This window comes from Burkholderia sp. LMU1-1-1.1 (assembly GCF_040675865.1).
In the GTDB taxonomy this organism is placed as follows: Bacteria; Pseudomonadota; Gammaproteobacteria; order Burkholderiales; family Burkholderiaceae_D; genus Rugamonas.
This window is the reverse complement of record NZ_JBEGHG010000001.1, coordinates 50,079-73,426: the sequence shown is the minus strand read 5'-3', so window position 1 is coordinate 73,426 and position 23,348 is coordinate 50,079. Positions and strand designations below refer to the sequence as shown.

Sequence of the window (23,348 nt, the reverse complement as noted above, 5' to 3'; positions counted from 1 at the left end):
GACATCCGCACTTAGTCAAGTTGCACTTCGCGCCGCGTGCAATTTCTTGTAGCTGTCGATCAGACGCTCGTGCCTGTCGAGACCTTCCAGCTTCATGCTCGTCGGCGTCAAGCCGTAGAACCGCACGCTGCCGTCCATCGACCCCTGCACCGCGTCCACCCGCTCGTCGCCGAACATCCGGCGGAAATTGACCACGTAATCTTCCAGCTCCAGGTCGTCGTCGAGCTCCACCTCCAGCACAACATTCAAGGCTTGATAGAACAGTCCGCGCTCGAGCGAGTTGTCGTTGTACTGCAGGAAGGCTTCCACCAGCTCTTTTGCTTCTTCAAACTGCTGCAACGCCACGTTAATCAACAGCTTCAACTCCAGCGTCGTCAGTTGGCCCCAAGGCGTGTTCTCGTCGAACTCGACGCCGATCAACGTGGCGATGTCGCCGTATTCGTCCAGTTCGTTGTCGTCCAGACGTTCGAGCAACGCCTCCAGCGCGTCATCGTCCAGGCTATGCAGGTTCAAAATATCGGACCGGAACAACAACGATTTGTTGGTGTTATCCCAGATCAGATCTTCAACCGGATAAACTTCCGAATAACCCGGCACCAGAATCCGGCACGCGGTCGAACCTAACTGGTCATACACCGCCATGTAGACCTCTTTGCCCATTTCTTCGAGAATACCGAACAAGGTCGCGGCTTCCTCGGCGTTGGAGTTCTCGCCATGGCCGGAGAAATCCCATTCAACGAAATCGTAGTCGGCTTTGGCGCTGAAGAAGCGCCACGATACGATGCCGCTGGAATCGATGAAATGTTCAACGAAGTTATTCGGCTCGGTCACGGCGTTGCTGACAAACGTCGGTCGAGGCAAATCGTTCAGGCCTTCAAAGCTTCGGCCCTGCAGCAATTCGGTCAGGCTGCGTTCCAGCGCCACTTCCAGGCTTGGATGCGCGCCGAAGGACGCAAATACGCCGCCGGTCCGTGGATTCATCAAGGTCACGCACATCACCGGATACGTCCCACCCAGCGACGCATCCTTGACCAGAACCGGGAAGCCTTGTTCTTCCAGACCTTTAATACCGGCCACGATGCCAGGATATTTTGCCAGCACTTCCTGCGGCACGTCCGGCAAGGCGATTTCCCCCTCCAGAATTTCGCGTTTAACCGCCCTCTCGAAGATCTCCGACAGGCATTGCACCTGCGCCTCGGCCAGCGTGTTACCGGCGCTCATGCCATTGCTGACGTAGAGGTTTTCGACGAGGTTGGAAGGGAAATATACGACCTCGCCATCCGACTGCCGTACAAACGGCAGCGAACAGATACCGCGTTCCTTGTTGCCGGAGTTGGTGTCGTACAAATGCGAGCCGCGCAGCTCGCGATCTGCATTGTAGATTTCCAGGCAATACTCATCCAGGATTTCGGCCGGCAGCGCGTCTTTACGGCCAGGCTTGAACCAGCGTTCGTTCGGGTAATGGACGAAGGCGGCGTTGGCGATGTCTTCGCCCCAATACGTGCCGGCGTAGAAGTGATTGCAGTTCAGTCGCTCGATATACTCGCCCAAAGCCGACGCCAACGCGCTTTCCTTGGTCGATCCCTTGCCGTTGGTGAAGCACATCGGCGAGTGCGCATCGCGGATATGCAGCGACCAGACGTTGGGAACGATATTCCGCCACGAGGCGATTTCAATCTTGATGCCCAAGCCCGCCAGAACGCCGGACATATTGGCGATGGTTTGCTCCAACGGCAAATCCTTGCCGACGATATAGGTGTTCGCTTCGCCCGCCGGCTTCATGGTCAGCAACGCCTGGGCGTCCGCATCCAGATTTTCGACCTCTTCAATCACGAACTCGGGACCGGCTTGCACCACCTTTTTCACGGTGCAACGGTCGATGGAGCGCAGGATACCCTGGCGGTCCTTTTCCGAAATGTCCGCCGGCAGTTCAACCTGGATCTTGAAAATCTGCTGGTAGCGGTTTTCCGGATCAACGATATTGTTCTGCGACAGGCGGATATTTTCGGTAGGAATATTGCGAGTTACGCAATACAACTTGACGAAGTAAGCGGCACACAAGGCCGACGAGGCCAGGAAATAGTCGAACGGACCCGGCGCGGAGCCATCGCCTTTGTAGCGGATGGGCTGGTCGGCGATGACCGTGAAATCGTCGAATTTAGCTTCAAGACGCAGCTTATCGAGAAAGTTGACCTTAATTTCCATGGGGATTTCCAATCTGGTGCACAAAATGAGTTGGCCGCCATTATCCGTTGTTTTGGCCGCGTGGCATAGACCGCTGACCGCCCTTCCCTCCGGTCTCCGCAGACCCGGCCACGATGACGGCACCCTCTGATACTATGCGAAATCGGAATAACAAGAGGCATCGCAGAGCCGACAATGGCGACAGGCACAGGGAGAGCGGACTGATGGACATCAAATGGCTGGAGGATTTCATCAGTCTCGCTCGGACGCGCAATTTTTCGCGCTCGGCCGACGATCGTGGCGTGACCCAATCGGCGCTCAGCCGGCGCATCCAATCGCTGGAAGCATGGGTGGGCGCCGATCTGGTCGACCGCAGCAGTTATCCGCTGGTGCTGACGCCGGCCGGCAAGCTGTTTGCCGCCACCGCCTCCGAGGTGGTGCGCCTGTTGAACGATACCCGCGCCATGCTGCGCGTCGAGGAAACCAATGATCAGGTGCTGCGCGTATCGGCCGGTCACGCCCTGTCGCTGAATTTCTTTCCAGGCTGGCTCAACTCGGTGCAAGCGCGGCACGGTCCGCTGCCCGCGCGCATCCTGCCCACCAATGTGCACGACTCGGTGCTGTCGCTGGTCGAGGGCAACTGCGATCTGCTGCTGTGTTACCACCACGCCGACTTGCCGATCGAACTGGATGCGCAGCGCTTTGAATTCCTGCACCTGGGCGACGAAACGGTGATGCCGGTATCGGTGCCCAACCGCGCCGGATCGCCGATGTTCGCGCTGCCAGGCGGCACGGCCGCTCCCCTGCCCTATCTGGCCTACACGGCGACATCCTACTTCGGCCGTGTGGTGCAACGCTTGCAGGCGCGCACCGGCCAGCCGGTCTGCCTGCGCAGCTGTTACGAGAGCGACATGGCCGAACTGCTCAAGACCATGGCGCTGTCCGGACACGGGCTGGCCTGGCTGCCGGAGAGCAGCATCGCGCGCGAACTGGCCGAAGGCAAGCTGGTGCGCGCCGGCGGCGATCTATGGACCATGCGGCTCGAGATCCGCCTGTTCCGCGCCATCGCCCACCGCAAGCCCATGCTGGACAAGTTGTGGAACCAGTTGCGCAAAGGCCGGGATTCCGCTTGCTGACAGGGCAAGCCGTTCAGACCCGTTTGATGGCGGCGTCGATCGCCTTCATTTGCCGTTCATTGCGCTCGCTGTAACGATCCGTCAGATAGTCCGACCGGCCGCGCAGCAACAGCGTCATCTTGAACAGCTCCTCCATCACATCGACCACGCGGTCGTAGTAGGCCGAGGGCCGCATGCGCCCCGCGTCGTCGAACTCCTTGTACGCCATCGGCACCGACGACTGGTTCGGGATGGTGAACATGCGCATCCAGCGCCCGAGCAGGCGCAGCGTATTGACCACGTTGAACGATTGCGAACCGCCACAGACCTGCATCACCGCCAGGGTGCGGCCCTGGCTGGGACGGATCGCGCCCATCTCCAGCGGAATCCAGTCGATCTGGTTCTTCATCACGGCGGTGACGGCGCCGTGGCGCTCCGGGCTGCACCACACTTGGCCCTCGGACCACATGCACAGTTCGCGCAGCTCGACCACTTTCGGATGATCGTCCGCCACGCTGCCGGCCATCGGCAACGTCATCGGATCGAAGATCTTCACCTCGGCCCCGAAGTGCTCCAGGATGCGGGCCGCCTCCTCGGTCAGGAAGCGGCTGAACGAGCGTTCCCGCAGCGAGCCGTACAGCATCAGGATGCGCGGCGGGTGGCTCAGGTCGCCGACTTGGGCCAGCTTGTCCAGCCTCGGCAGGTCGAGCTGGTCGGGATTGATGTTGGGCAGGTTGGTGATCTTTTCCATGTTTAGTCCAGATTGTTCATGTGTTTAAGCCAAACGCAAGGCCAGCGCGGCCAGCGTGATCAACAGCACCGGCAAGGTCAGCACGATGCCGACGCGGAAGTAATAGCCCCACGATATCTCGATGCCCTTGCTCGACAGGACGTGCAGCCACAGCAGCGTGGCGAGGCTGCCGATCGGCGTGATTTTCGGGCCGAGGTCGCTACCGATGACGTTGGCATAGATCATCGCCTCGCGCACCGCGCCCTGGGCCGTGGTCGCGTCGATCGACAGCGCGCCGATCAGCACGGTCGGCATATTGTTCATGATCGACGACAGCAACGCCGTGATCAGGCCGGTGCCCAGCGCCGCACCCCACACGCCATAGCCGGCGCATTGGTTGAGGACGCCGGTCAGGTAACCGGTCAGACCCGCGTTGCGCAAGCCGTACACCACCAGGTACATGCCCAGCGAGAAGACCACGATTTGCCAGGGCGCGTCGCGGACGACGTCGCGCGTCGAGATCTTATGGCCGCGCGCGGCGACCGCCAACAGCAAGGCCGCGCCGCCCGCCGCGACCGCGCTGATCGGCACGCCCAGCTGATCGAGCCAGAAGAAGCCGGCCAACAGCAGGCCCAGCACCCACCAGCCGGTGATGAAGGTGGCGCGGTCGCGGATCGCCTCGTCCGGCGCTTTGAGCTGGGCCAGCTCGTAGTTGGCCGGAATGTCCTTGCGGAAGAACCACATCAGCGCGGCCAGGGTGGCGGCCACGGAAACCAGGTTGACCGGCGCCATGACGGCGGCGTAGCGGGCAAAGCCGATATCGAAATAATCGGCCGAAACGATGTTGACCAGGTTGGACACCACCAGCGGCAGGCTGGCCGTGTCGGCGATAAAGCCGGCCGCCATCACGAAGGCCAGCGTGGCTTTGGCGGAAAAGCGCAGCGCGCGCAGCATGGCGATGACGATGGGCGTCAGGATCAACGCCGCGCCGTCGTTGGCGAACGGCGCAGCCACGGCCGCCCCCAGCAGGACCAGCAGCACGAACAAGCGCGTGCCGCTGCCCCGTCCCCAGCGCGCCACATGCAACGCGGCCCACTCGAAGAATCCGGCCTTGTCCAGCAACAGGCTAATGATAATCACCGCCACGAAGGTGCCGGTGGCGTTCCAAACGATGTGCCACACCACCGGAATATCGGCGACATGGATCACGCCGGCCAGCAGCGCCACGACGGCGCCGGCGGCCGCGCTCCAACCGATGCCCAGCCCGCGCGGCTGCCAGACAACGAGGATCAATGTGGCGAGGAAAATCAAAAATGCAGCAAGCACGGCGAGTCCTTCATACTCCGGGGTCAGGTCCACCATTGCTACACGAGCACGACCGTAGCGTCGATTAATCGCCGATACAGATGAGGACGTGTAGCAATGGTGGACCTGACCCGGATTTGGTTTAGGTGGTGATGTGACCGATTTTATCGAGCTCGGCCTTCAGTACGGCCTTGTCTTTCGAGAGCTCCGCCAGCGGCAACGCGAGGAAGGCTTCGATGCGGGCGCGGATGATGCCGTAGGTGTGCTCGAACGCGGCGTCGATCTCTTCCTCCGTGCCGACCACGTGGCCGGGGTCGTCGACGCCCCAATGCGTGCGCGTCACCGATCCCAGGTAGGCCGGGCAGGTTTCGCCGGCGGCGCTGCCGCAAACGGTGACGACGATGTCCGGTGTCACCGGAAGATCGTTCCAGGATTTGCTGAAATAGCCTTCGGTCGAGATGCCCTTGCTGCCAAGTAGTGACACCGCCCGCGGATGCAGTTTGCCCGCCGGCTGGCTGCCGGCGCTGATCGCCTTCAACCCGGCCGGCGCCAGGTGGTTGAAAGTGGCTTCCGAGATGACGGAACGGCAGGAGTTGCCGGTGCATAGGAACAGGACGTTATAGGCTTTTTCTTGCATGTGAATTCTCCGGGTTGATGTGGATAGTGAATCTGTTCAGCAGCCGGCCGGGCCGCAAGGAACGCCACCGCAGCAGTTCTCCGTCAAGTAGCCGATCAGCCCATTCATGACGGCGACGTCGGCCGAGTAGATGATGAATCGCCCCTCGCTGCGCGAGGTGATCAGCTTGGCGTGGGTCAGCTCCTTCAGGTGAAACGACAGCGACGAAGGGGCGATGTCCAGGTGCTCGGCGATCTTGGTGGCCGCCATGCCGCCAGGACCGATCTGCACCAGCAGCCTGAAAATCGCCAGCCTGCTCTCCTGGGCGATGGCCGCCAGCGCCGCCAACACGTCCTTGGTTTCCATGATCCTGCTTCCATAATTCGATAACGATTGAAGTATCATAACCCGAAGACTACGACATTTCAAATAATATCGAAGTATATTGACAGTTTGATGGCATGGAATTATTCTTTAGGCAAGCTCGTGTACCGAACAACAAACAGGAGAGATATGAGCAGCCTACCCGCGCGCATCCCGGCATTCCGGCCGGCCACCGCCGCCGACTGGGGCGCCATCGAAGCCATGTTGAATGGCGCGCGCTTGCCGCTCGACGGCGCGCGAGAGCATCTGGACAGTTTTATCGTCGGCGAGCTCGATGGCGCGATCGTCTGCGCCGGCGCGCTGGAACATTACGGCGCGACGGCATTGCTGCGCTCGGTGGTGGTGTCGGCCAATCGGCGTGGCGGTGGTACGGGCGGCCTGCTGTTCGACGCACTCAAGGCGATAGCCAGGTCGCGCGGCATCGCCAAGCTGTACCTGCTGACGACCACTGCCGCGGCGTTCTTCGCCCGGCGCGGATTCACGGAGAGCACCCGCGTCGAGGTCCCCCCCGCGCTGCACGCCTCGCGCGAATTTCAGGGCGCATGTCCCGCTTCGGCGACCTTGATGGCCATGGCTTTGACGACCGACTGAAGGCGCCCGCCAAGTCTTTATACATCGCAGGACTAAGAAAGAGATTGATGCCACATTCCTGGCGCACCCTCGGCATACTTGCCTTCACGCAAATTGCCACATGGGGCTCGGTGTACTACGCCTTTTCGATCGTCGCCCCGGCCATCGGGCGCGAGCTGGGACTACGTTCCGAGATGGTCTACGGCGCTTTCTCGTGGAGCCTGTTGGTCTCGGGCCTGGTCGCCACGCCCGCCGGCATCCTGCTCGACCGCTTCGGCGGCCAGTGGATCATGGCGGCCGGCTCCATGCTGTGCGGCGCCGGCCTTGTCTGGCTCAGCCGGGCCGGCGACACGCTGTCCTATTTCGGCGCCTGGACCGCGCTGGGCGTCGCCATGTCGCTGACGATGTACGAGGCGGCGTTCGCCACCATCAACCGCAAATTCCACTTCAACAGCCGCCAGGCGATCTCGACGCTGACCTTGTTCGGCGGCTTCTCCAGCACCGTGTTCTGGCCGCTGACCTTGAAGCTGAGCACGCTGATCAGCTGGCGCGACACGTATTTCTGGTTCGGCATGGCGCAACTACTGTTGTGCCTGCCGCTGCATATGATGCTTGGACGCGACACGCCCGCCGCGCCGGTTCACAACGCGCCGGCGGAGCCCAGCCATACCCTGGCCGAAGCGTTGCGCCATCCGGCGTTCTGGATGCTGGCGTTCGCGTTTTCGGCCAACATCTTCATTTTCTCGGCGTTGTCGGTGCACCTGATTCCGCTGCTGACGGACCTGGGCCACAGCGCGGCCATCGCGGTGCTGATGGCAAGTTTGATGGGACCGGCGCAAGTCGCGGGCCGCATCTGCGAGCGCACCTTGCTGCGCGACGCGCTGCCGCAGACGGTCGGCAAGTTCACCTTTTCCGCACTGCCGGCGGCGGTGCTGGCGTTGCTGCTGTTCGGCACCCAGGCCTGGGCCGCGGCCTTGTTCTGCGTGCTGTACGGCATGAGCAACGGCGTACTGACGATCGTGCGCGGCACCATCCCGCAGGCGATGTTCGGCCTCGCCAACTATGGCGCCATTTCCGGCGCGATGGCGGGGCCGTCGCTGGCGGCCAAGGCGGCGGGGCCGATCGTCGCGGCGGCGATTTTGAGCGGCTACGCCAGCCCGGCGGCCTTGCTGGTCATTTTGCTGGCGATGTCGATCGTCTCGCTGGGCTTTTATCTGCACGCGGTCAAGGGCGGCGCGCGCGGCGGCCCGGCATCTATGCCGACCGAGCCCTGAGCGGCCCGCCCGGCGAGGCCGGGGCCGATGTTTTGCGACGCAGGCGCAGCGCGTTGGCGATGACCGACACCGAGCTTAAACTCATCGCCAGCGCCGCGATCATGGGCGACAGCAATTGCCCGGTGAAGGGGTACAGCACGCCGGCCGCCAGCGGGATGCCCAGCGCGTTGTAGATGAAGGCGAAGCCGAGGTTCTGCCACATATTGCGCACCGTCTCCACGGAGATGCCCCGCGCCAGCGCGATGCCGCGCAGGTCGCCCTTGACCAGCGTCACATGCGCGCTGTTGATGGCGACGTCGGTCCCGGTGCCCATGGCGATGCCGACGTCCGACTTGGCCAGCGCGGGCGCGTCATTGATACCGTCGCCGGCCATCGCGACCACCTTGCCTTGCCGTTGCAGCTTTTCCACCAGTGCCAGCTTGTCCTGTGGCTTGACCTCCCCGTAGTACTCGCCGATGCCCAGCCTGGCCGCCACGGATTTCGCCGTGCTCACGCCATCGCCGGTTGCCATGATGACGTTCACGCCGTCCGCATGCAGTCCCTTTAACGCCTCGCCGGCGCTGGCCTTGATCGGGTCCGATACCGCCAGCAGTCCGGCGATGCGCCGGTCCACCGCCAGATACATCACGCTGGCTCCCTCCACCCGCAACGCCTCGGCCGCCTGGCCCAGCGGCTTCCAGTCGACACCGTCCGCCTCCATCAACGCGGTATTTCCGAGCGCGATGCGTTGCCCGTCAACGACGCCGCGCACGCCGATGCCGCTCGACGATTCGAACGACTCCGGCTTGGTCAACGGCAGCGCGCGCCGTTTCGCTTCGCTGACGATGGCGTGCGCCAGAGGGTGTTCGCTGCCCTGGTCGATGCTCGCCGCCAGCCGCAGCACACCATCCGCGTCGAAGCCGACCGCGGCGACAACGCGGTCGAAGGCGGGCTTGCCTTCGGTCAGCGTGCCGGTCTTGTCGACGATAATCGTGTCGACCTTCTTCAGGCCCTCGATGGCGGCGGCGTCGCGAAACAGCACGCCCTGCGTGGCCGCCCGCCCGGTGGCCGCCATGATCGACATCGGTGTGGCCAGGCCGAGTGCGCAGGGACAGGCGATGATCAGCACGGCGACCGCGTTGACGAAGCCAAATACCCAGCTCGGCTCGGGCCCGTAGAAGCCCCAGACGGCCCACGTCAGCAACGCGATGGCGGCCACGACGAGCACAAAATAGCCGGCCACGCTGTCGGCCAGCCGCTGCATCGGCGCGCGCGAGCGCTGCGCTTGCGCAACCATTTGCACGATCTGCGACAGCATGGTGTCCGCGCCGACCTTTTCCGCGCGCATGACCAGGCTGCCGCTGGTGTTGATCGTCGCGCCGATCAGCTTGTCGCCTTCGCGCTTGGTCACCGGCACCGGCTCGCCGGTCAGCATCGATTCGTCGACCGCGCTCTCCCCTTCGGCCACGACGCCGTCCACCGGCACTTTCTCACCGGGACGCACGCGCAGCGCGTCGCCCACATGGACATGCGTCAACGGGATGTCCTCTTCGCCCCCATCGGCGGCAATGCGCCGCGCTGTCCGGGGCGCCAGGCCCAGCAGCGATTTGATCGCCGCCGAAGTTTGCGATCGCGCGCGCAGTTCCAGTATCTGCCCGAGCAAGGTCAGCGTGACGATGACGGCCGCCGCTTCGAAATACACGCTGATCGGGCCGTGCGCCGCGAACGATGGCGGAAAGACCCCGGGCGCGAGCGTCGCCACCACGCTGTAGCCATACGCGGCCAGCACGCCGGTCCCGATCAGGGACCACATGTTCGGACTGGCGTTGGCGATCGATCGCGCCCAACGCACATAGAACGGCCACCCGGCCCACACCACCACCGGCGTGCCGACCGCGAACTCGATCCAGTTCTGGCCGGGCAAGGACGAACCCCATACCATGTGGCCGAACATGGCCAGCGCGAACACGACGACGGTCAGCGGCAGCGTCCACCAAAACCGCCGCCGGAAATCCACCAGCTCGGGATTTTCCCCGTCATCCACCGCCGGCATGACCGGTTCGAGCGCCATGCCGCATATCGGGCAGCTGCCCGGGGCCGGCTGCCGGATTTGTGGATGCATGGGACAGGTATAAACCGCGCCATCCGGCGCCTGGGTCGCCGACGCCGCGCCGGCAGCCTCTCCGGGCCCGGCGCGATGCCCCGGATGCCCGTGATGTCCTTCATGATGGTGCTGATGTTCGCTCTCGGTCATGGGATGCTCCTGTGGGTTCGGGCGCTCGCTCCACGTGGCGAGCCGGTCGCGGCCAACTTGGCCGCCAATGTAAACCCTGCGATGGAAAGGTCAAGCCCCTTAAGGGTTATGCACCTTCCCACGGACGGAAGGTCAAGCGCAATTTGCATCGGTGCAGGTATTTTTTCGGGTGGCTTGCCAGCGGCGGCGGCGGCTGTTTTAATTGCGCACCGCAATCCCACTCGACTATCTTTCGGAGCCCGCATGCGTCGATTCACTTCCTTCATCGCCCTTTCCTCGATCAGCCTGTCGCTGCTCGCGGCCACGCCCGCCGAAACGGTGGCGGCCTTCCACGAGGCGCTCGCCTCGGGCAAGGCCGACCAGGCCGGCGCCTTGCTGAGTTCAACGATACAGATCTACGAGTCCGGCCACGTCGAGCGCTCGCGCGACGAGTATGCCGGCCACCACCTGCCGGCGGACATGGCGTTCGCGAAGGCCACGTCCAGCAAGGTGCTCAAGCAGACCGAGCGGGTCGACGGCAAGCTGGCGGTCGTGATGCGGGAGACCGAGACCACGGGTAAATACCAGAACAAAAGCGTGCACCTGTTCGGCACCGAGACGGCGCTGCTGGAAAAGCAGGGAGAGCAATGGCTGATCACGCACGTGCACTGGTCTTCCCGCAAGCCGAAGTGAGGCGCGGTTGAGTGTAACGTAAACCCAACATTGCAAATTTCTTTCTTCGGGATTAGTATTCATCCATCGACGCCGATACGCGCCCTTCAGGGTTCGCCGGCGCCGGTTCTCTGACCTGCGCGAACTCGGCCCACCGCCCTCCTCGCAACGGCGACAGGTACGCAAGGTGCCTGTTTCAGCCATCGCTGTCCGGATGCTGAATGTTTGTCCGTACCCACCCAGTTGGAAAATATCCGTCGCGACCCGCAGTGGCCTACCGCCACCGCCTTCGGCCGATATTGGTGTCGGTTTTTCGATCGAAAATCGCGATCGAAAATCGATCTCGCATTGCATCAGGCAAGGCACCGACACGCGGGTACGGATCGTAGCGCGAGCAGAAAACGAAGCGTTCGCAAAAGAACGCACGCCGCACGTTACTTCCACATTGGAGACACTCATGAAACTCACAGTCCTCGCCGCCAGCATCCTGTTGGCCACCTCCGCGCAAGCCGCCATCGACGCCGCCACCCTGGTCGGCGCCAGCACGCCGCTGCAAACCGCCCAGTACGGCGTGCGCAATTATTCCGCCCCGGTGCTGGTGAACGGCCAGCACGATCCGGCCAGCTACATGGCCGCGCCCAAGCTGCCGACCTGGCAGTTCGCGTCGGCCGATCCGACCGGCGGCGTGCTCACCTTCGAGCGCCAGAGCGCGCCGGCCGCCGGCTGGCATGCCTGGTCTCGCAAGGGCAATGTGGTGGTGACGGGCGGCGGTTCGGCCAGCGCCAACCGCGTCTATACCGTCTACAACGGCCAGCAGTTGATTGCCGCCATCCAGCAGGCCGGCAACGAGCCGAAGATCATCCGCGTGATCGGCCATATCGATCTGCGCTGGAGCCAGAACAACACCGTCTTCCGCGAGTACACCAGCTACTCGGACCAGAAGTTCGGCGGCTCGATCAGCCTGCCGTCGAACACGACGCTGGTGGGTATCAACGACGCGCAAGGCCGGCCGGCGCGCATCACCGGCACCTCGCTGCTGATCGGCGGCGAGCTGGCGCTGGCGCCCGGCGGCGATCCGGAATCGGACTTCAAGAAATGGATCGCCGACGGCAAGGATGGAGACGACTATCCGACCTGGACCCGCAACGTCATCGTCCGCAACTTGGTGCTCGACACGCCGTGGGACGTCAACCCCGAGGATTCGGCCAACGCCTACGCCGACGGCATCACGCTGGGACGCGCGCAGAATGTCTACATCGACCACCTGACCGTCAGCGACGGCGACACGCCCGATTCGATGGCGACCGGCACCTACAAAACCCGGCACGACGGCGCGCTTGACGTGGTGCGCGGCAGCGACTATGTCACCATCGCCAACAGCCTGTTCGCCAACCACCACAAGACCACGCTGGTGGGCAACGGCGATTCCGGCCGCGCCTGGAGCGACGCCGGCCGACTGCACGTGACGTTCTCGGGCAATTGGTGGAATGGCGCGACCACGCGCCTGCCGCTGAACCGGTTCGGCCAGGTGCACATGTTTAACAACGTCGTCACCGGCAGCACCACGACCAAGAATCCGGACATCAAGTTCGAAGGTGGCAGCGATGCGCGCTACCAGTCGAACATGCTGCTGCAGAATAACTACTACACCATCGAAGGATTGAAGGTCGAGGACTTCTGCGGCAAGGTCATCAAGGGTAAGAGCTTCATTGGTTTCCGCTCGTCAGGACATATTTTCAACAGCGACCGGTCGGGCACCAGCGCCATCGATGGACAATGCGGGTTCGCGGCGCCAAGCGCGGCGAACACGTGGACGCCTCCGTATGCCTACAGCTTGCAGACGGCGGCGACCGCGCAGACGACGGTGCCGGCCAAGGCAGGCGCAGGCAAGCTGAACTAAGCTCCGTTCTAAACCACGTAGGGCGGATTAGCGAAGCGTAATCGGCCATGCATGTGCCGCCAGCGGCTCACGGATGGCCGATTACGGCGTTCCGCCTAATCCGCCCTACGTATTTCAGATATCGTCATCGTCTCCGGGCGTTGCGCCATTTCCGATGGCGCTTTCGGTTCCGGCCCCTTTTGCATTTCCGCCCTTGCCTGCCCGATCACCTGGCGCGCCGCGCTCAGCGCCAGGCAGCCCATCACCAACGCGACGCCGATGTCGGGCCAGCCGCTTTGCGTGCCGAACACGCCCAGCGCCGCCAGCATGACGGCGACGTTGCCGATGGCGTCGTTGCGCGTGCACAGCCACACCGAGCGCATGTTGGCGTCGCCATCGCGGTACGCGTACAGCAGCAACGCGACCGTGCCGTTGGCGATCAGCGCGGCAAATCCTATGCTGCCCATCATCACCGCCTCGGGCACCGGACCCGACACCATATGCCACGCGGCCTTGCCGAGCACAAAAATGCCGTACGCACCCATCGTCGCGCCCTTGAACAGCGCCGCGCGCGAACGCCACGCCAGCGTGGAGCCCAGCACCAGCAGGGACAAGGCGTAGTTGCCGGCGTCGCCGAGAAAATCGACGGCGTCGGCCAGCAGCGCGACGGAATTGCCGGCCAGGCCGCCGGCCAGCTCCACGCCGAACATCAGCGTGTTGACCACCAGCGCGATCCACAAGATGCGGCGGTAGCGCGGATCGGCCACCGGTTTCGTCGGCGCGCAACCTCCAGAGCAGCAGTCGGACATGAGTTTTCCTTTCCCTGTATAGTCGCCATTAGAAACCCTGAAGTCACTACAAGGTCAAACCCATGCGACAGGACGAACTGAAAATCGGCGAACTGGCCGCCCATACCGGCTACACGGTCGAGGCGATCCGCTATTACGAGCGCCAGGGGCTGCTGCCGGCGCCGGCGCGCTCGGACGGCAACTACCGCCTGTATCGCGGCACGCATCTGGAGCGGCTGCGGTTCATCCGTCACTGCCGCTCGCTGGACATGGCGCTGGACGAGATCCGCAGCCTGCTGACCTTCCGGGATCACCCGGACCAAAGTTGCGGCGCCGTCAACGCTCTGCTCGACCGGCATATCGTGGAGGTGGCGGACCGGATCGCGCAACTGCGCGACCTGGAACAGCAACTGCTCGGGTTGCGGGGACTGTGCACGGAAGTGCTGACGGCAAAAGATTGCGCGATCCTGCAATGTCTTGGCAAAAATGGTTGCAAATAGATACATGGATTGTGTTATCGTACTGAAAAAATTTACGCAGACAACCATGTACAACGCCATTTGTGCCGGAGCGCTTGCCGCGCTCGGCATCGTCTCGATGTCCCACGCCGCCGCCCAACAAAGCGAGGCGCCGCAAGTGACGCAGAGTGTCACCATCGCCAACTACAAGAAAGCATCGCCATGGTTCCGCGCCGAGAGCCAGCACTTCGTCGTCTACGCCGATACCAAGCGGGAAGCGGCGACCGAACTGCTCAACAATCTGGAGCGCCTCGACTTCCTGCTGCGTAGTTACACCAAGCCGTACCGCAAGGCCAACAGCGCCGAGCAAAAGCTCACCTTGTACTATCAGGACCGTGTCGAAGGCTTGAGCGGCATCGACGCCTCGTTGCCGGCCGACGCCATCGGCCTGTACAGCAGCTGCGCCGCCGGCGTGCAGGGCTTCGGCTTCCATCTGGGCGAAACGTCGCAGAACGAGGGACTTTCCTATATCTTCGAAGCCTATACACGCCACTTTATCTATCGCCACACCGACATCCGCTCGCCGGCCGCGTTCATCGATGGATTCGCGCAATACTTCGCCAGCGTACGCTTCACCGACGCGCAAATGATCGTCGGCAAAACGCCGTTGAATATCGCGCAATACCTCGACTTCCTCGACGAGGGCCATCGCTATAGCCTCGACTACACCGACGTGCTCGCGCAAAAGACCGCCAACGCCAGGAATTACGCCGGCGAGGCCGGCGTGCGCCTGGAATTCGCGGCCAAGTCCTGGCTATTGATGCACTACATGCTGGCTTCCGAAGACAATCGCAGCCGCCTGAGCAAATACCTGAACTCGGTCTACCAGGGCAAGGAGGCTGTGCCGGCGTTCGAGGGCGCCTTCGATCTGAAAGCGTCGCAGTTGGGGACTGAGATGTGGCGCTACCGCCGCACATCCGTCAAGGTGTTACAGGTGGACGTGCCCTATCTGCCGGCCGCCACGGTAAACTTCACCGCCCTGCCGGAAGCGGCCAGCGATTTCGTCATGCTCGATGCGGCCGTCAAATCCTGTCCCGCCAGGCCGGCGGGCGAAGCGCTGCTCAACAAGATCGCCAACGAGGCCGGCAAGTTTCCAAAGAACGATTTCGCGCAGATGGCCTTGAGCCGGGCGCGCATCGCTTTCGGCAATCCGCAGGAAGCGTTGCCATGGCTGACGCAGGCCATCGCTAAAAATGCCGTCAATTTCGACGCCATGTATCTGTCCGGCCTCGCCAACCTGCGGCTGGCCGAACAGAACCAGGGAACGGCGATGCAGACTTACCTTCAGGCCGCGCAGCACCAATTGCTCAACGCGCGCGAACTGAATCCGGAGTCGGCGGAAGCCGCCCACGCCTACTTCCGCGCTGAATTGCTGGGACGATCCGAATTGAGCGAAACGGCGCTGGAGAGCGCGCTCACCGCCTGGCACAGCGCGCGCGAGGTCGGCACCTTCGCCAAATCCGCGGCGTTGACGCACGCCTATCTGGGCAACACGTCGCAGGCGAAGATCTTGCTAAAGACCCTCACGTTCAACACGCTCGATCCCCAAACCGCGACCTGGGCAAGCAACTGGCAACAAAAGCTGGCCGCAGGCGCCAGCCGCGACGACATTCTTGCCGCGATGCGCACCGAGCAGGCCGCACCCCCGTTCAAGGAATGGACCATCGACACGCAGAGCGTCATGGCCACGGTCCGCTACAACGCGGGCCTGGACGCCGCCCAGAACTACCTGCACAACCAGAGCGTCAATACAGGCAACCCGGAAAAAGTCCTGATGTCCACCCCAACCAAAAGATAACGAGGATACACGTAGGGCGGATTAGCGAAGCGTAATCGGCCAAGCTCCGCCCGCGGTCAATGACAGTTTAGATAACAGTTATGCGCGTAACCGCACGGTAATGTAGCCTCGCGAGCAGTATGGTGCTTCCAATAATAAAGGAGCACGATATGATCTTCTCTCTATTCCTCGCGATACTGATTGGCGTTCCCGCCATCATCCTCGCCACGCCGGCGCTGCGTCGCAGCCTGGTCACCCCGCATATCTTCGCGCTATTCAAGCGCATCCTGCCGGCCATGTCGGACACCGAGCGCGACGCCCTCGAAGCCGGCACCACCTGGTGGGACGCCGACCTGTTCTCAGGCCGTCCCGACTGGAACAAATTCATGAAGCTGCCGCGCCCGACGCTGACGGCTGAGGAGCAATCCTTCCTGGACCACGAAGTGCGCCACCTGTGCGAGCTGGTCGATGACTGGGAAGCGACGCAAGTCTGGCAAGGCCTTCCAGCCCCGGCCTGGCAATACGCGCGCGACAAGGGTTTCCTCGGCATGATCATCCCGAAGGAATATGGCGGCAAGGCGTTCTCCGCCTACATGCATTCGCAGGTGGTGATGCAGCTGTCGACGCGGTGCTCGGCGCTGGCGGTGCAGGTCATGGTGCCGAACTCGCTCGGCCCGGCCGAACTGCTGCTGCACTACGGCACCGACGAGCAGAAGAACTACTATCTGCCGCGCCTGGCCGCCGGCACCGAAATCCCCTGCTTCGCGCTGACCAGCCCCTACGCCGGCTCCGACGCCGCCGCGATTCCGGACACCGGCGTGGTGTGCATGGGCCAGTTCGAGGGCCGCGAAACGCTGGGCCTGCGCATCACCTGGAACAAGCGCTACATCACCTTGGGACCGATCGCCACCTTGCTGGGCCTGGCCTTCCGCGTGGTCGATCCGGATGGGCTGCTGCCGGCCGGATCGAGCACCGGCATCACCTGCGCGCTGATCCCCACGACCCATCCCGGCGTAGTGATCGGCCGCCGCCACTGGCCGCTGAACGCCGTGTTCCAGAACGGCCCGACCAGCGGCGACAACGTCTTCATCCCGATGGAATGGATCATCGGCGGCCCGCGACAGATCGGCAAGGGCTGGCGCATGCTGATGGAATGCCTGGCGGCCGGACGCGCGATCTCGCTCCCTTCGGCAAGCGTCGGCACGGCCAAGCTGGCGGTACGCGGCACCAGCGCCTATTGCGCGATCCGCCGCCAATTCAAAACCCCGATCGGCAAGTTCGAAGGCGTGCAGGAGGCGCTGGCCCGCATGGGCGGCAACCTGTACATGATGGACGCCACGCGCAAGCTGTCGGCGCTGGCCGTCGATCTGGGCGAAAAACCGGCAGTGATCTCGGCCATCGCCAAGTATCATGTCACCGAGCGTGGACGCGCGGTCGTCAACGACGGCATGGACATCCTGGGCGGCAAAGGCATCTGCATGGGACCGAGTAATTTCCTCGCCCGCGCCTACCAGCAGATCCCGATCGCCATCACGGTGGAAGGCGCCAACATCCTCACGCGCTGCCTGATCATCTTCGGCCAGGGCGCGATCCGCTCGCATCCCTACGTGCTGCGGGAAATGAGCGCCACCACCGACAGCGACCATCGCAAGGCGCTGTACGATTTCGACGCCGCCTTCTTTGGCCACATGCGCTTCGTCTGCGCCAACGCCGCGCGCGGCCTATGGTATGGACTGACCGGCGGTGGCACCGCGCCGGCGCCGGAGCAGGCGGCCGGAGAAATGGCCGGCTACTATCGCGCCATCGGCCGCATGTCCACCGCGTTCGCGCTGATGACCGATGTGTCGATGTTCGTGCTGGGAGGGGAACTGAAACGCCGCGAGCGCATCTCCGGCCGCCTGGGCGACGCGCTGTCGCAGATGTACCTGGTCAGCGCCACGCTGAAGCGATACGAGGACGACGGCCGGCAGGAAGCCGACGCCCCCTATGTCCACTGGTCGGTGCAGGACGCGTTGCACAAGGCGCAGTTGGCGTTGGACGGCGTGCTGGAAAACTTCCCCAACCGCCCCGCCGCCGTTCTGGCGCGTCTGCTGACGTTCCCGTTCGGACTTCCGTACTCGCCGCCGTCCGATGAATTGGGCAGCGCCGTGGCGAACGCCATGCAAACCGCCGGCGCAAGCCGCGAACGGCTGCTGGCGGACGGCTTCCTGGCCGACGATCTGCGCGATCCGGTGGCGTGCGGCGAGCTGGCGTTCGGCCTGCTGCCACAGGTGGAGGCGGTCGAGCACCGCCTCAAGCCGGCGGTGCGTGCCGGTCAACTCGACGCCATGCCGCAAAGCCTGCCGGAGATCGAGCAATGGGTCACGCAGGCCGCGGCCAAGGGCTTGGTGACGCCGGAGGAACGCCGCGCGCTATCGGACTTCGCCCGGTTCACCGACCTGTCGGTGCACGTGGACGACTTCCCTCAGGACCTCAACGCCGCCGCCGACGCCGACAAGCGCTGGCGCATGTCGGCGAAGGAAAGCGTCGTGGAGGCCTGATTCAGGTCGCCGATTCACTTTGCGGCGTTGATAATCCCGGTGACCACATCGGGATACGCCTGGGTGCCGTTCGAACGGTTGAACAATCCCGAAGCGTGGTTGCCGGTGAAGCCGCTGTCCCAATACATCGGCACCACGCCCCGCTTGAACGCCGCCTGCGTAATGTACTGATTCCACAGCTTGCGATATTTACCCGTCGGATCGACATTGCTGCGCAAGTTGGCCGAATACTCGCCCAGAATCACCGGTATGCCCTTATCGATGAAGTTGGTCTTCATCTTCTGGAACTGCGCATCGGTGTACGACTCGTTGGCCCAGGTTTCGGTGGCCGCCGGATTGGTCGCGCTCGCGCCCCACTGCCAGATGTTATCGCTCTCGCTCAGCGTGAAGTTGTACGGATCGTAGTAATGCACCTCCATCATCAAGCGGCTGGCCACCGAATCGGACGGCATCGTCGCATTGCAACCGACGGTGTAATCAATATTGGTCAAATACCCTGCACCACCAGGTGCCGCTGGGCGTTATTGCCGCCGGTGGCACGAACCGCATTGACGAAGGTCTGGATGAAACTCTTCTGCACCGTGCAGTTCTCCGCCGTCGGCGCGCTGAACACCCCCTCGATATTGGTCTCGTTGGTGCCGGCGAACAGCAGATAGTCGTCGTAGGTTTTGAAGGTATTGCCGATCTGGGTCCAGAACTTGTTCAAACGCGAGTTCACCGCCGCCTGCTGGGCGAACGAAGGCTGCATCCAGCCGCCATCCCAGTGGACGTTGATGATCACATACAGGCCGGCGTTCCGCGCGTAGTCGACGACCTGCTTCACGCGGGCCATCCAGCTGGCGCTGATGTTGTAGTTGGAGTCCGCATACTGGCTCCACGACACCGGAATCCGCACGCTCTCGAAGCCCGCCGCCTTGACGCCGTTGAACAGCGCCTGGTTGGCCTGCGGATTGCCCCAGGCGGTCTCGCCGCCGATCGCCTCCAGCGAGTTCCCCAAATTCCAGCCCGGCGACATCTGCGCGGACAACTGAAGGCTGGTCAAGCTGCGCATCGCCCCGGAGCGCACCGCCGTCGCCGCGCCCGAATTGAACGTGCCGCCACTGTTGGTGAACTTGATCCAGTACCAATAAGGCGTTCCCTGGACCGGAGTGGTGTCGGTGTAGGTGGTGGCCGATGCCGCCAGGATCGCCACCCGGCTGCGGCCGTTGGTATCACTGTCGGTATCGCGGTAGACCTGAATGCCGGTGACGGCGCCGCTGACAGTCCAACTCAGTTTGATATTGTCCGGCGTGCCGGTCGCGGTCAGGCACACGGTCGCGCCGCCGCCACTACCGCAGCTTTGCGCCTGCGCGAGCGGTCCCGCGCCCAGCGCGAGGAGGAATAGCACCAACGATAACAAGGGTTTCATCATGTGGCCTTTCGTGGTTACGTGGTTAGGACTTGCTGCGCTTTGCCGCCAAACCCGTCATCAGCAATCCCGCCGTCAGCAGCAAAAGGCTGCCCGGCTCCGGCACGGGACTCGGTACGGGGCCGATGGCGGACATCGACAGGTCGTCCATCACGAACCAGCCCTTGTCGCGTGTGATGGTCAACCGGGATACATTGGCGAAGCTGGCTTGTACCCAGCTGTAGTTGCCGTTGATGGCGATATTGCCGGTGCTGCCTATCAGCTGGTTCGCGGCATCGTAGGCGGTGATGTTGATCCACGTGGCCTTCGATCCGTTGGTGGCCGGCGTGGCGAACCACGCGCCGTTCAAATTGAACGCCGTGGCGCTGCTGATGCCCAGATTGTTGACACCGAAGCCGTTGGCGACGAACTGCGTGCCCGAATGCGCCCCGTTGCTGTAGCCATTGACGGCGGTGTCGCCCAGGAACCAGCTGTTGGTCCAGCTCAGACCATCGTACGGATTGTATTTGGAAAGCGTCGACAGCTTGCCACCGGCGCTTACATCGTCGAAGTCCACCACGGCGGCTTGCGCCGGGGATGCCAGCGTGAGGACGGCACCCGTCAAGAAACCAGTCAGTATTTTTTTCATAGTCTTTATCTCTAGTTATTTGCAAGCGTCGCCGGTTACGACGGGAATCGCCTCGCCGCTGACCGTCATTCCGAATTCGACGGTGTCGCCAGGCTGGATGTTGGTGTTCCAGCTCTGGTTGGGCATGGCCGTATAGGTCGGTGGCGTGCCGGTGACGTCGGCGTTCCAGAATCCCTGGACGCTTGAATTGTCGGTATACGTCCAGCTGACGGCCCAGCCATTGACGGCGGTCGAGCGGTTGTTCTTGATGCGGACGGCCGCGTTGTAGCCACCCGACCAGGATGCGGTGACCACGTAGCTGCACTCGTTGACCGGCTGCGGCGTGACCACCGGCGGGCCGGCGGTCACCGGCGTCACCAGCACTTCGCCACCGTTCGTGGGCGTGCCGTAGGCGATGCCCCGGCCCGCGGTGCTCATGTAAATCCGGCCGAAGACGTTCATATCGCCAGCCACCATGCCGCCGTTGGCCAGTCCGCCGTATTGGTGGGCGGCGTCGTTGACGCGTACCCACGTGGCGCCGGCGTCGGTCGAGCGCATCATGCCGTGCACGCTGCCCACCGTGCCGTGAAGGTAGACGGTTGGATAGCTGGCCTGCGGCGCAGTTTTACCGAAACCGACCGCGTCGCACTGGTTCACCGTCGCGATCTTGGTGAAGGTGGCGCCGGAGTCGGTGGAGCGCGACAGCCCGCTGCCATTCAGGCAGACCCACAGATCCCCCTCGCGCCCCGGCGCGGGACGAATCAACCTGGAGCCGCCCGAGGCCAGGGTGCTTTTCAGGGCAAACGAGGCGCCGCCGTCGACGCTGGCCAGCAGCTTGCCGTTGTCGTAGGCGTAGAACTTCGACGGATTGACCGGATCGGCCACCGGGCGCGCATTGCTGGCCGTGAGCCCGGAGATGGCGGCCCAGCTGGCGCCGAAGTTGGTCGATCGATAGCTGATGGCCGAGTCGGCGGGGCTATGCAGCAAGGCGAAACCGTCGGCCGACAGCGCGATGTAGCCCTTGGCGCCGTTCAGCACCGGCGACTTGGTCCAGCTGGAGCCGCTGTTGGTGGTGTAGTACATATCGTTGCCGACGCGCGTCATGATGCGCGGGTCCTGCGCGGCGATGGCCAGGCCGGTGGTGGTGCCGGTCTGCGGCGCATGGCGCACACCGTATTGCGACGGATCGCTGTTGATGAAGCCATCGAAATCGCCGATCACCGAGACCAGCGGCCCGTTCGGGATGCTCTGGAAATCGAACGGCACCGTTTCCTCCAGCCCCGCCACATCGAAATTCCAGGTGGTGGTGGCGGCGTCGATGTCGTTCGTCTTGAACAAGCCGTTACCGGAGACCACCCACACCTTCTTGCCGTCGAACGGATCGATTTCCACCGAACCGGCCCAATGAATAGAGGTGTCGGCGATCCAGTTGGCGCCCTTGGGGTCGAGCGCGAAGCCGCGCGCCACGACGTCGGTCCAGGTGCGGCCGGCGTCCCTCGACGTGAAAATACGGTCGCCGTATTGGTTGGCGCCCTGCGGCATCCAGGTGTTGATGGTGGAGACCACCAGATGTTTGGGGTCGTTGCGGTCGATGCTGATGCCGCCGAATGGACGCGCGAAGCCGGTTGGCGTGATGTTGGTCCAGTTGCCGCCGACGGCGTCGTATTCCCATACCTGGCCGTTGTCCATCGGTTCGTCGGTGCCCGGGTGGGGGCCGGCGCCGTTGGCGTAGGTGATGTACAGCAGGCCTTCGGGGGACAGCACCGCGCGCTGCGGCATCAGGCCGGTGGGGCCGCCTTCGACCGGTACGAAGGTCTCGCCGGCGTCATAGCTGAAGTACAGGTTGGGGCCCGCCGAATCGAAGCGCGACACGCCCACGAACATGCGCTGTGCCAGGCCGCCGTCCACGCTGGTGGGGTCGAGCAGCACGAAGCTCACGCCATTGTCGTTCGGCGTGCTGGTGACCTCGAAGCCGGGCATACGGCTCCAGCTGGCGCCGGAGTCCGAGCTTTTGAACAAGCCGTCGCGGCGCGTGCCGGCGTACAGCACGTTGCCAGAGCCGGGATCGACCTGCAGCTTCTCGCCGTTCTGCCGCCCCATGCCGTTGCCGTGGGATTTGAACTGGGTACTGACGTCGGTGACGGTAAAGGTTTTGCCGTAGTCGCTGGAGCGCAGCACGGCTGTCTTGCCGCCGCTGAAATAGCTGGTACCCGCCAGCATGTAGACATTGGCGGCGTTGTGCGGATCGACCGCGAGCGACTCGATGCCCAGCAAGCCGACATCGCTTTGGCCTATCCAGTCGGTCATCGACGCCCAGCGCGATTTGCCGGCGTCCCAGCGATAAGCGCCGCCTACGTCGGTGCGGACGTAGACGACATCGCGTTCAAGCTTGCTAGGGACAACCCCGGTAACGAAGCCCCCGCCGCCGATGGCGACCGAGTCCCAGTGGTAGTTTTCCGCCGTGGAGACGAGCGGGATCGACAGCGCTGCCGCGAGCAGCGCCACAACGGGCTTTATTCTCATTTTTGTCTCTCTTAGATTTATAGTTATCGCGCATCTGGTGCGCGTTTGACCATTCTGCGATTTCGTCAAGGCGGCCGCAATTACGAAAATCACCAGAGCGCACAACGAAATTTGGCTTACGAACTCTTACTAGCTTTAGTCACAAACATGATTAGATTGCGTCAACCGTTGACACTATCAATCGCAATATCGATACTCGTCGCAACCGAAAATCAAAATAAGCTGGACATGACGGCGGCCGGCGGA

General features: G+C 63.2%; 19 protein-coding genes. 8 read left to right on the top strand and 11 right to left on the bottom strand.

Annotated elements, in window-relative coordinates; translation table 11 throughout:
* Nucleotides 1-15: 15 nt before the first annotated feature.
* The gene (locus tag MRBLMU1_RS00290) at nt 16-2,205 is read right to left on the bottom strand and encodes an OsmC domain/YcaO domain-containing protein (RefSeq protein ID WP_363496420.1); all 2,190 of its coding nucleotides are present in this window, start codon (nt 2,203-2,205) and stop codon (nt 16-18) included.
* A gap of 203 nt (nt 2,206-2,408) precedes the next feature.
* On the opposite strand from MRBLMU1_RS00290, the gene MRBLMU1_RS00285 reads away from it, so the two are divergent.
* Nucleotides 2,409-3,320: a LysR substrate-binding domain-containing protein gene (locus MRBLMU1_RS00285; protein WP_363495289.1), complete on the top strand. Its 912-nt coding sequence runs from the start codon at nt 2,409-2,411 to the stop codon at nt 3,318-3,320.
* 13 nt (nt 3,321-3,333) lie between these two features.
* On the opposite strand, the gene arsH is transcribed toward MRBLMU1_RS00285, so the two are convergent.
* From arsH to MRBLMU1_RS00265, 4 genes are all read right to left on the bottom strand, one after another.
* Complete coding sequence (gene arsH / locus MRBLMU1_RS00280) at nt 3,334-4,050, bottom strand: arsenical resistance protein ArsH (RefSeq protein ID WP_363495286.1); 717 nt, start codon at nt 4,048-4,050, stop codon at nt 3,334-3,336.
* Nucleotides 4,051-4,074: 24 nt separating this feature from the next.
* Nucleotides 4,075-5,355 carry an arsenic transporter gene (locus tag MRBLMU1_RS00275; protein ID WP_363495283.1) on the bottom strand — a complete coding sequence of 427 codons (1,281 nt, stop codon included), beginning with the start codon at nt 5,353-5,355 and terminating at the stop codon, nt 4,075-4,077.
* A gap of 121 nt (nt 5,356-5,476) precedes the next feature.
* A complete protein-coding gene (locus tag MRBLMU1_RS00270; RefSeq protein ID WP_363495280.1) occupies nt 5,477-5,971 on the bottom strand; it encodes an arsenate reductase ArsC in 495 nt (164 codons plus the stop codon).
* 36 nt (nt 5,972-6,007) lie between these two features.
* Nucleotides 6,008-6,316 carry an ArsR/SmtB family transcription factor gene (locus tag MRBLMU1_RS00265; RefSeq protein WP_363495277.1) on the bottom strand — a complete coding sequence of 103 codons (309 nt, stop codon included), beginning with the start codon at nt 6,314-6,316 and terminating at the stop codon, nt 6,008-6,010.
* Nucleotides 6,317-6,463: 147 nt separating this feature from the next.
* On the opposite strand from MRBLMU1_RS00265, the gene arsN2 reads away from it, so the two are divergent.
* Nucleotides 6,464-6,925 carry an arsenic resistance N-acetyltransferase ArsN2 gene (gene arsN2 / locus MRBLMU1_RS00260; protein WP_363495274.1) on the top strand — a complete coding sequence of 154 codons (462 nt, stop codon included), beginning with the start codon at nt 6,464-6,466 and terminating at the stop codon, nt 6,923-6,925.
* A 47-nt stretch (nt 6,926-6,972) separates the two neighbouring features.
* Nucleotides 6,973-8,178, top strand: coding sequence for an MFS transporter (locus tag MRBLMU1_RS00255; RefSeq protein WP_363495271.1), 1,206 nt, complete (start codon nt 6,973-6,975; stop codon nt 8,176-8,178).
* Here the strand turns inward: MRBLMU1_RS00255 and MRBLMU1_RS00250 are convergent.
* The gene (locus MRBLMU1_RS00250) at nt 8,159-10,411 is read right to left on the bottom strand and encodes a copper-transporting P-type ATPase (protein WP_363495268.1); all 2,253 of its coding nucleotides are present in this window, start codon (nt 10,409-10,411) and stop codon (nt 8,159-8,161) included. The genes MRBLMU1_RS00255 and MRBLMU1_RS00250 overlap by 20 nt on opposite strands.
* 243 nt (nt 10,412-10,654) lie before the next feature.
* On the opposite strand from MRBLMU1_RS00250, the gene MRBLMU1_RS00245 reads away from it, so the two are divergent.
* Complete coding sequence (locus tag MRBLMU1_RS00245; RefSeq protein ID WP_315219935.1) at nt 10,655-11,083, top strand: YybH family protein; 429 nt, start codon at nt 10,655-10,657, stop codon at nt 11,081-11,083.
* A gap of 436 nt (nt 11,084-11,519) precedes the next feature.
* Complete coding sequence (locus tag MRBLMU1_RS00240; protein WP_363495264.1) at nt 11,520-12,962, top strand: pectate lyase family protein; 1,443 nt, start codon at nt 11,520-11,522, stop codon at nt 12,960-12,962.
* Nucleotides 12,963-13,057: 95 nt separating this feature from the next.
* Here the strand turns inward: MRBLMU1_RS00240 and MRBLMU1_RS00235 are convergent, their stop codons facing one another.
* Entirely contained in the window at nt 13,058-13,750 is a 693-nt protein-coding gene (locus tag MRBLMU1_RS00235; RefSeq protein WP_363495261.1) for a cation transporter, read from the bottom strand.
* Between the two features lie 62 nt (nt 13,751-13,812).
* Between MRBLMU1_RS00235 and cadR the strand changes: the two genes are divergently transcribed.
* The 3 genes from cadR to MRBLMU1_RS00220 all read left to right on the top strand — a co-directional run bounded on the left by cadR (nt 13,813) and on the right by MRBLMU1_RS00220 (nt 18,564).
* A complete protein-coding gene (cadR, locus tag MRBLMU1_RS00230) occupies nt 13,813-14,229 on the top strand; it encodes a Cd(II)/Pb(II)-responsive transcriptional regulator (protein ID WP_363495258.1) in 417 nt (138 codons plus the stop codon).
* Between the two features lie 46 nt (nt 14,230-14,275).
* Nucleotides 14,276-16,045, top strand: coding sequence for a tetratricopeptide repeat protein (locus MRBLMU1_RS00225; protein ID WP_363495255.1), 1,770 nt, complete (start codon nt 14,276-14,278; stop codon nt 16,043-16,045).
* Between the two features lie 149 nt (nt 16,046-16,194).
* Nucleotides 16,195-18,564 carry an acyl-CoA dehydrogenase gene (locus MRBLMU1_RS00220; protein WP_363495252.1) on the top strand — a complete coding sequence of 790 codons (2,370 nt, stop codon included), beginning with the start codon at nt 16,195-16,197 and terminating at the stop codon, nt 18,562-18,564.
* A gap of 14 nt (nt 18,565-18,578) precedes the next feature.
* Here MRBLMU1_RS00220 and MRBLMU1_RS00215 read toward each other — a convergent pair whose 3' ends face one another.
* From MRBLMU1_RS00215 to MRBLMU1_RS00200, 4 genes are read right to left on the bottom strand one after another with little or no spacing between them, the layout of a single operon-like run.
* On the bottom strand, nt 18,579-19,055 hold the full coding sequence (locus MRBLMU1_RS00215) for a cellulase family glycosylhydrolase (protein WP_363495249.1): 477 nt from the start codon (nt 19,053-19,055) through the stop codon (nt 18,579-18,581).
* On the bottom strand, nt 19,052-19,975 hold the full coding sequence (locus MRBLMU1_RS00210; RefSeq protein WP_363495246.1) for a glycoside hydrolase family 5 protein: 924 nt from the start codon (nt 19,973-19,975) through the stop codon (nt 19,052-19,054). The genes MRBLMU1_RS00215 and MRBLMU1_RS00210 overlap by 4 nt, the downstream gene beginning before the upstream one ends.
* A 22-nt stretch (nt 19,976-19,997) precedes the next feature.
* Nucleotides 19,998-20,600 (bottom strand): PEP-CTERM sorting domain-containing protein, encoded by a 603-nt coding sequence (locus MRBLMU1_RS00205; protein ID WP_363495243.1) that lies wholly within the window; start codon nt 20,598-20,600, stop codon nt 19,998-20,000.
* Nucleotides 20,601-20,615: 15 nt separating this feature from the next.
* Nucleotides 20,616-23,102: a cellulose binding domain-containing protein gene (locus MRBLMU1_RS00200; protein ID WP_363495240.1), complete on the bottom strand. Its 2,487-nt coding sequence runs from the start codon at nt 23,100-23,102 to the stop codon at nt 20,616-20,618.
* Between the last annotated feature and the right edge of the window lie 246 nt (nt 23,103-23,348).

Bases quoted from the DNA above. Each gene is read 5' to 3' on its own strand.
- MRBLMU1_RS00290 (WP_363496420.1), bottom strand. From the start codon at position 2,205: ATGGAAATTAAGGTCAACTTTCTCGATAAGCTGCGTCTTGAAGCTAAA.
- MRBLMU1_RS00285 (WP_363495289.1), top strand. From the start codon at position 2,409: ATGGACATCAAATGGCTGGAGGATTTCATCAGTCTCGCTCGGACGCGC.
- arsH (WP_363495286.1), bottom strand. From the start codon at position 4,050: ATGGAAAAGATCACCAACCTGCCCAACATCAATCCCGACCAGCTCGAC.
- MRBLMU1_RS00270 (WP_363495280.1), bottom strand. From the start codon at position 5,971: ATGCAAGAAAAAGCCTATAACGTCCTGTTCCTATGCACCGGCAACTCC.
- MRBLMU1_RS00265 (WP_363495277.1), bottom strand. From the start codon at position 6,316: ATGGAAACCAAGGACGTGTTGGCGGCGCTGGCGGCCATCGCCCAGGAG.
- arsN2 (WP_363495274.1), top strand. From the start codon at position 6,464: ATGAGCAGCCTACCCGCGCGCATCCCGGCATTCCGGCCGGCCACCGCC.
- MRBLMU1_RS00255 (WP_363495271.1), top strand. From the start codon at position 6,973: ATGCCACATTCCTGGCGCACCCTCGGCATACTTGCCTTCACGCAAATT.
- MRBLMU1_RS00250 (WP_363495268.1), bottom strand. From the start codon at position 10,411: ATGACCGAGAGCGAACATCAGCACCATCATGAAGGACATCACGGGCAT.
- MRBLMU1_RS00245 (WP_315219935.1), top strand. From the start codon at position 10,655: ATGCGTCGATTCACTTCCTTCATCGCCCTTTCCTCGATCAGCCTGTCG.
- MRBLMU1_RS00240 (WP_363495264.1), top strand. From the start codon at position 11,520: ATGAAACTCACAGTCCTCGCCGCCAGCATCCTGTTGGCCACCTCCGCG.
- MRBLMU1_RS00235 (WP_363495261.1), bottom strand. From the start codon at position 13,750: ATGTCCGACTGCTGCTCTGGAGGTTGCGCGCCGACGAAACCGGTGGCC.
- cadR (WP_363495258.1), top strand. From the start codon at position 13,813: ATGCGACAGGACGAACTGAAAATCGGCGAACTGGCCGCCCATACCGGC.
- MRBLMU1_RS00225 (WP_363495255.1), top strand. From the start codon at position 14,276: ATGTACAACGCCATTTGTGCCGGAGCGCTTGCCGCGCTCGGCATCGTC.
- MRBLMU1_RS00220 (WP_363495252.1), top strand. From the start codon at position 16,195: ATGATCTTCTCTCTATTCCTCGCGATACTGATTGGCGTTCCCGCCATC.
- MRBLMU1_RS00210 (WP_363495246.1), bottom strand. From the start codon at position 19,975: ATGATGAAACCCTTGTTATCGTTGGTGCTATTCCTCCTCGCGCTGGGC.
- MRBLMU1_RS00205 (WP_363495243.1), bottom strand. From the start codon at position 20,600: ATGAAAAAAATACTGACTGGTTTCTTGACGGGTGCCGTCCTCACGCTG.
- MRBLMU1_RS00200 (WP_363495240.1), bottom strand. From the start codon at position 23,102: ATGAGAATAAAGCCCGTTGTGGCGCTGCTCGCGGCAGCGCTGTCGATC.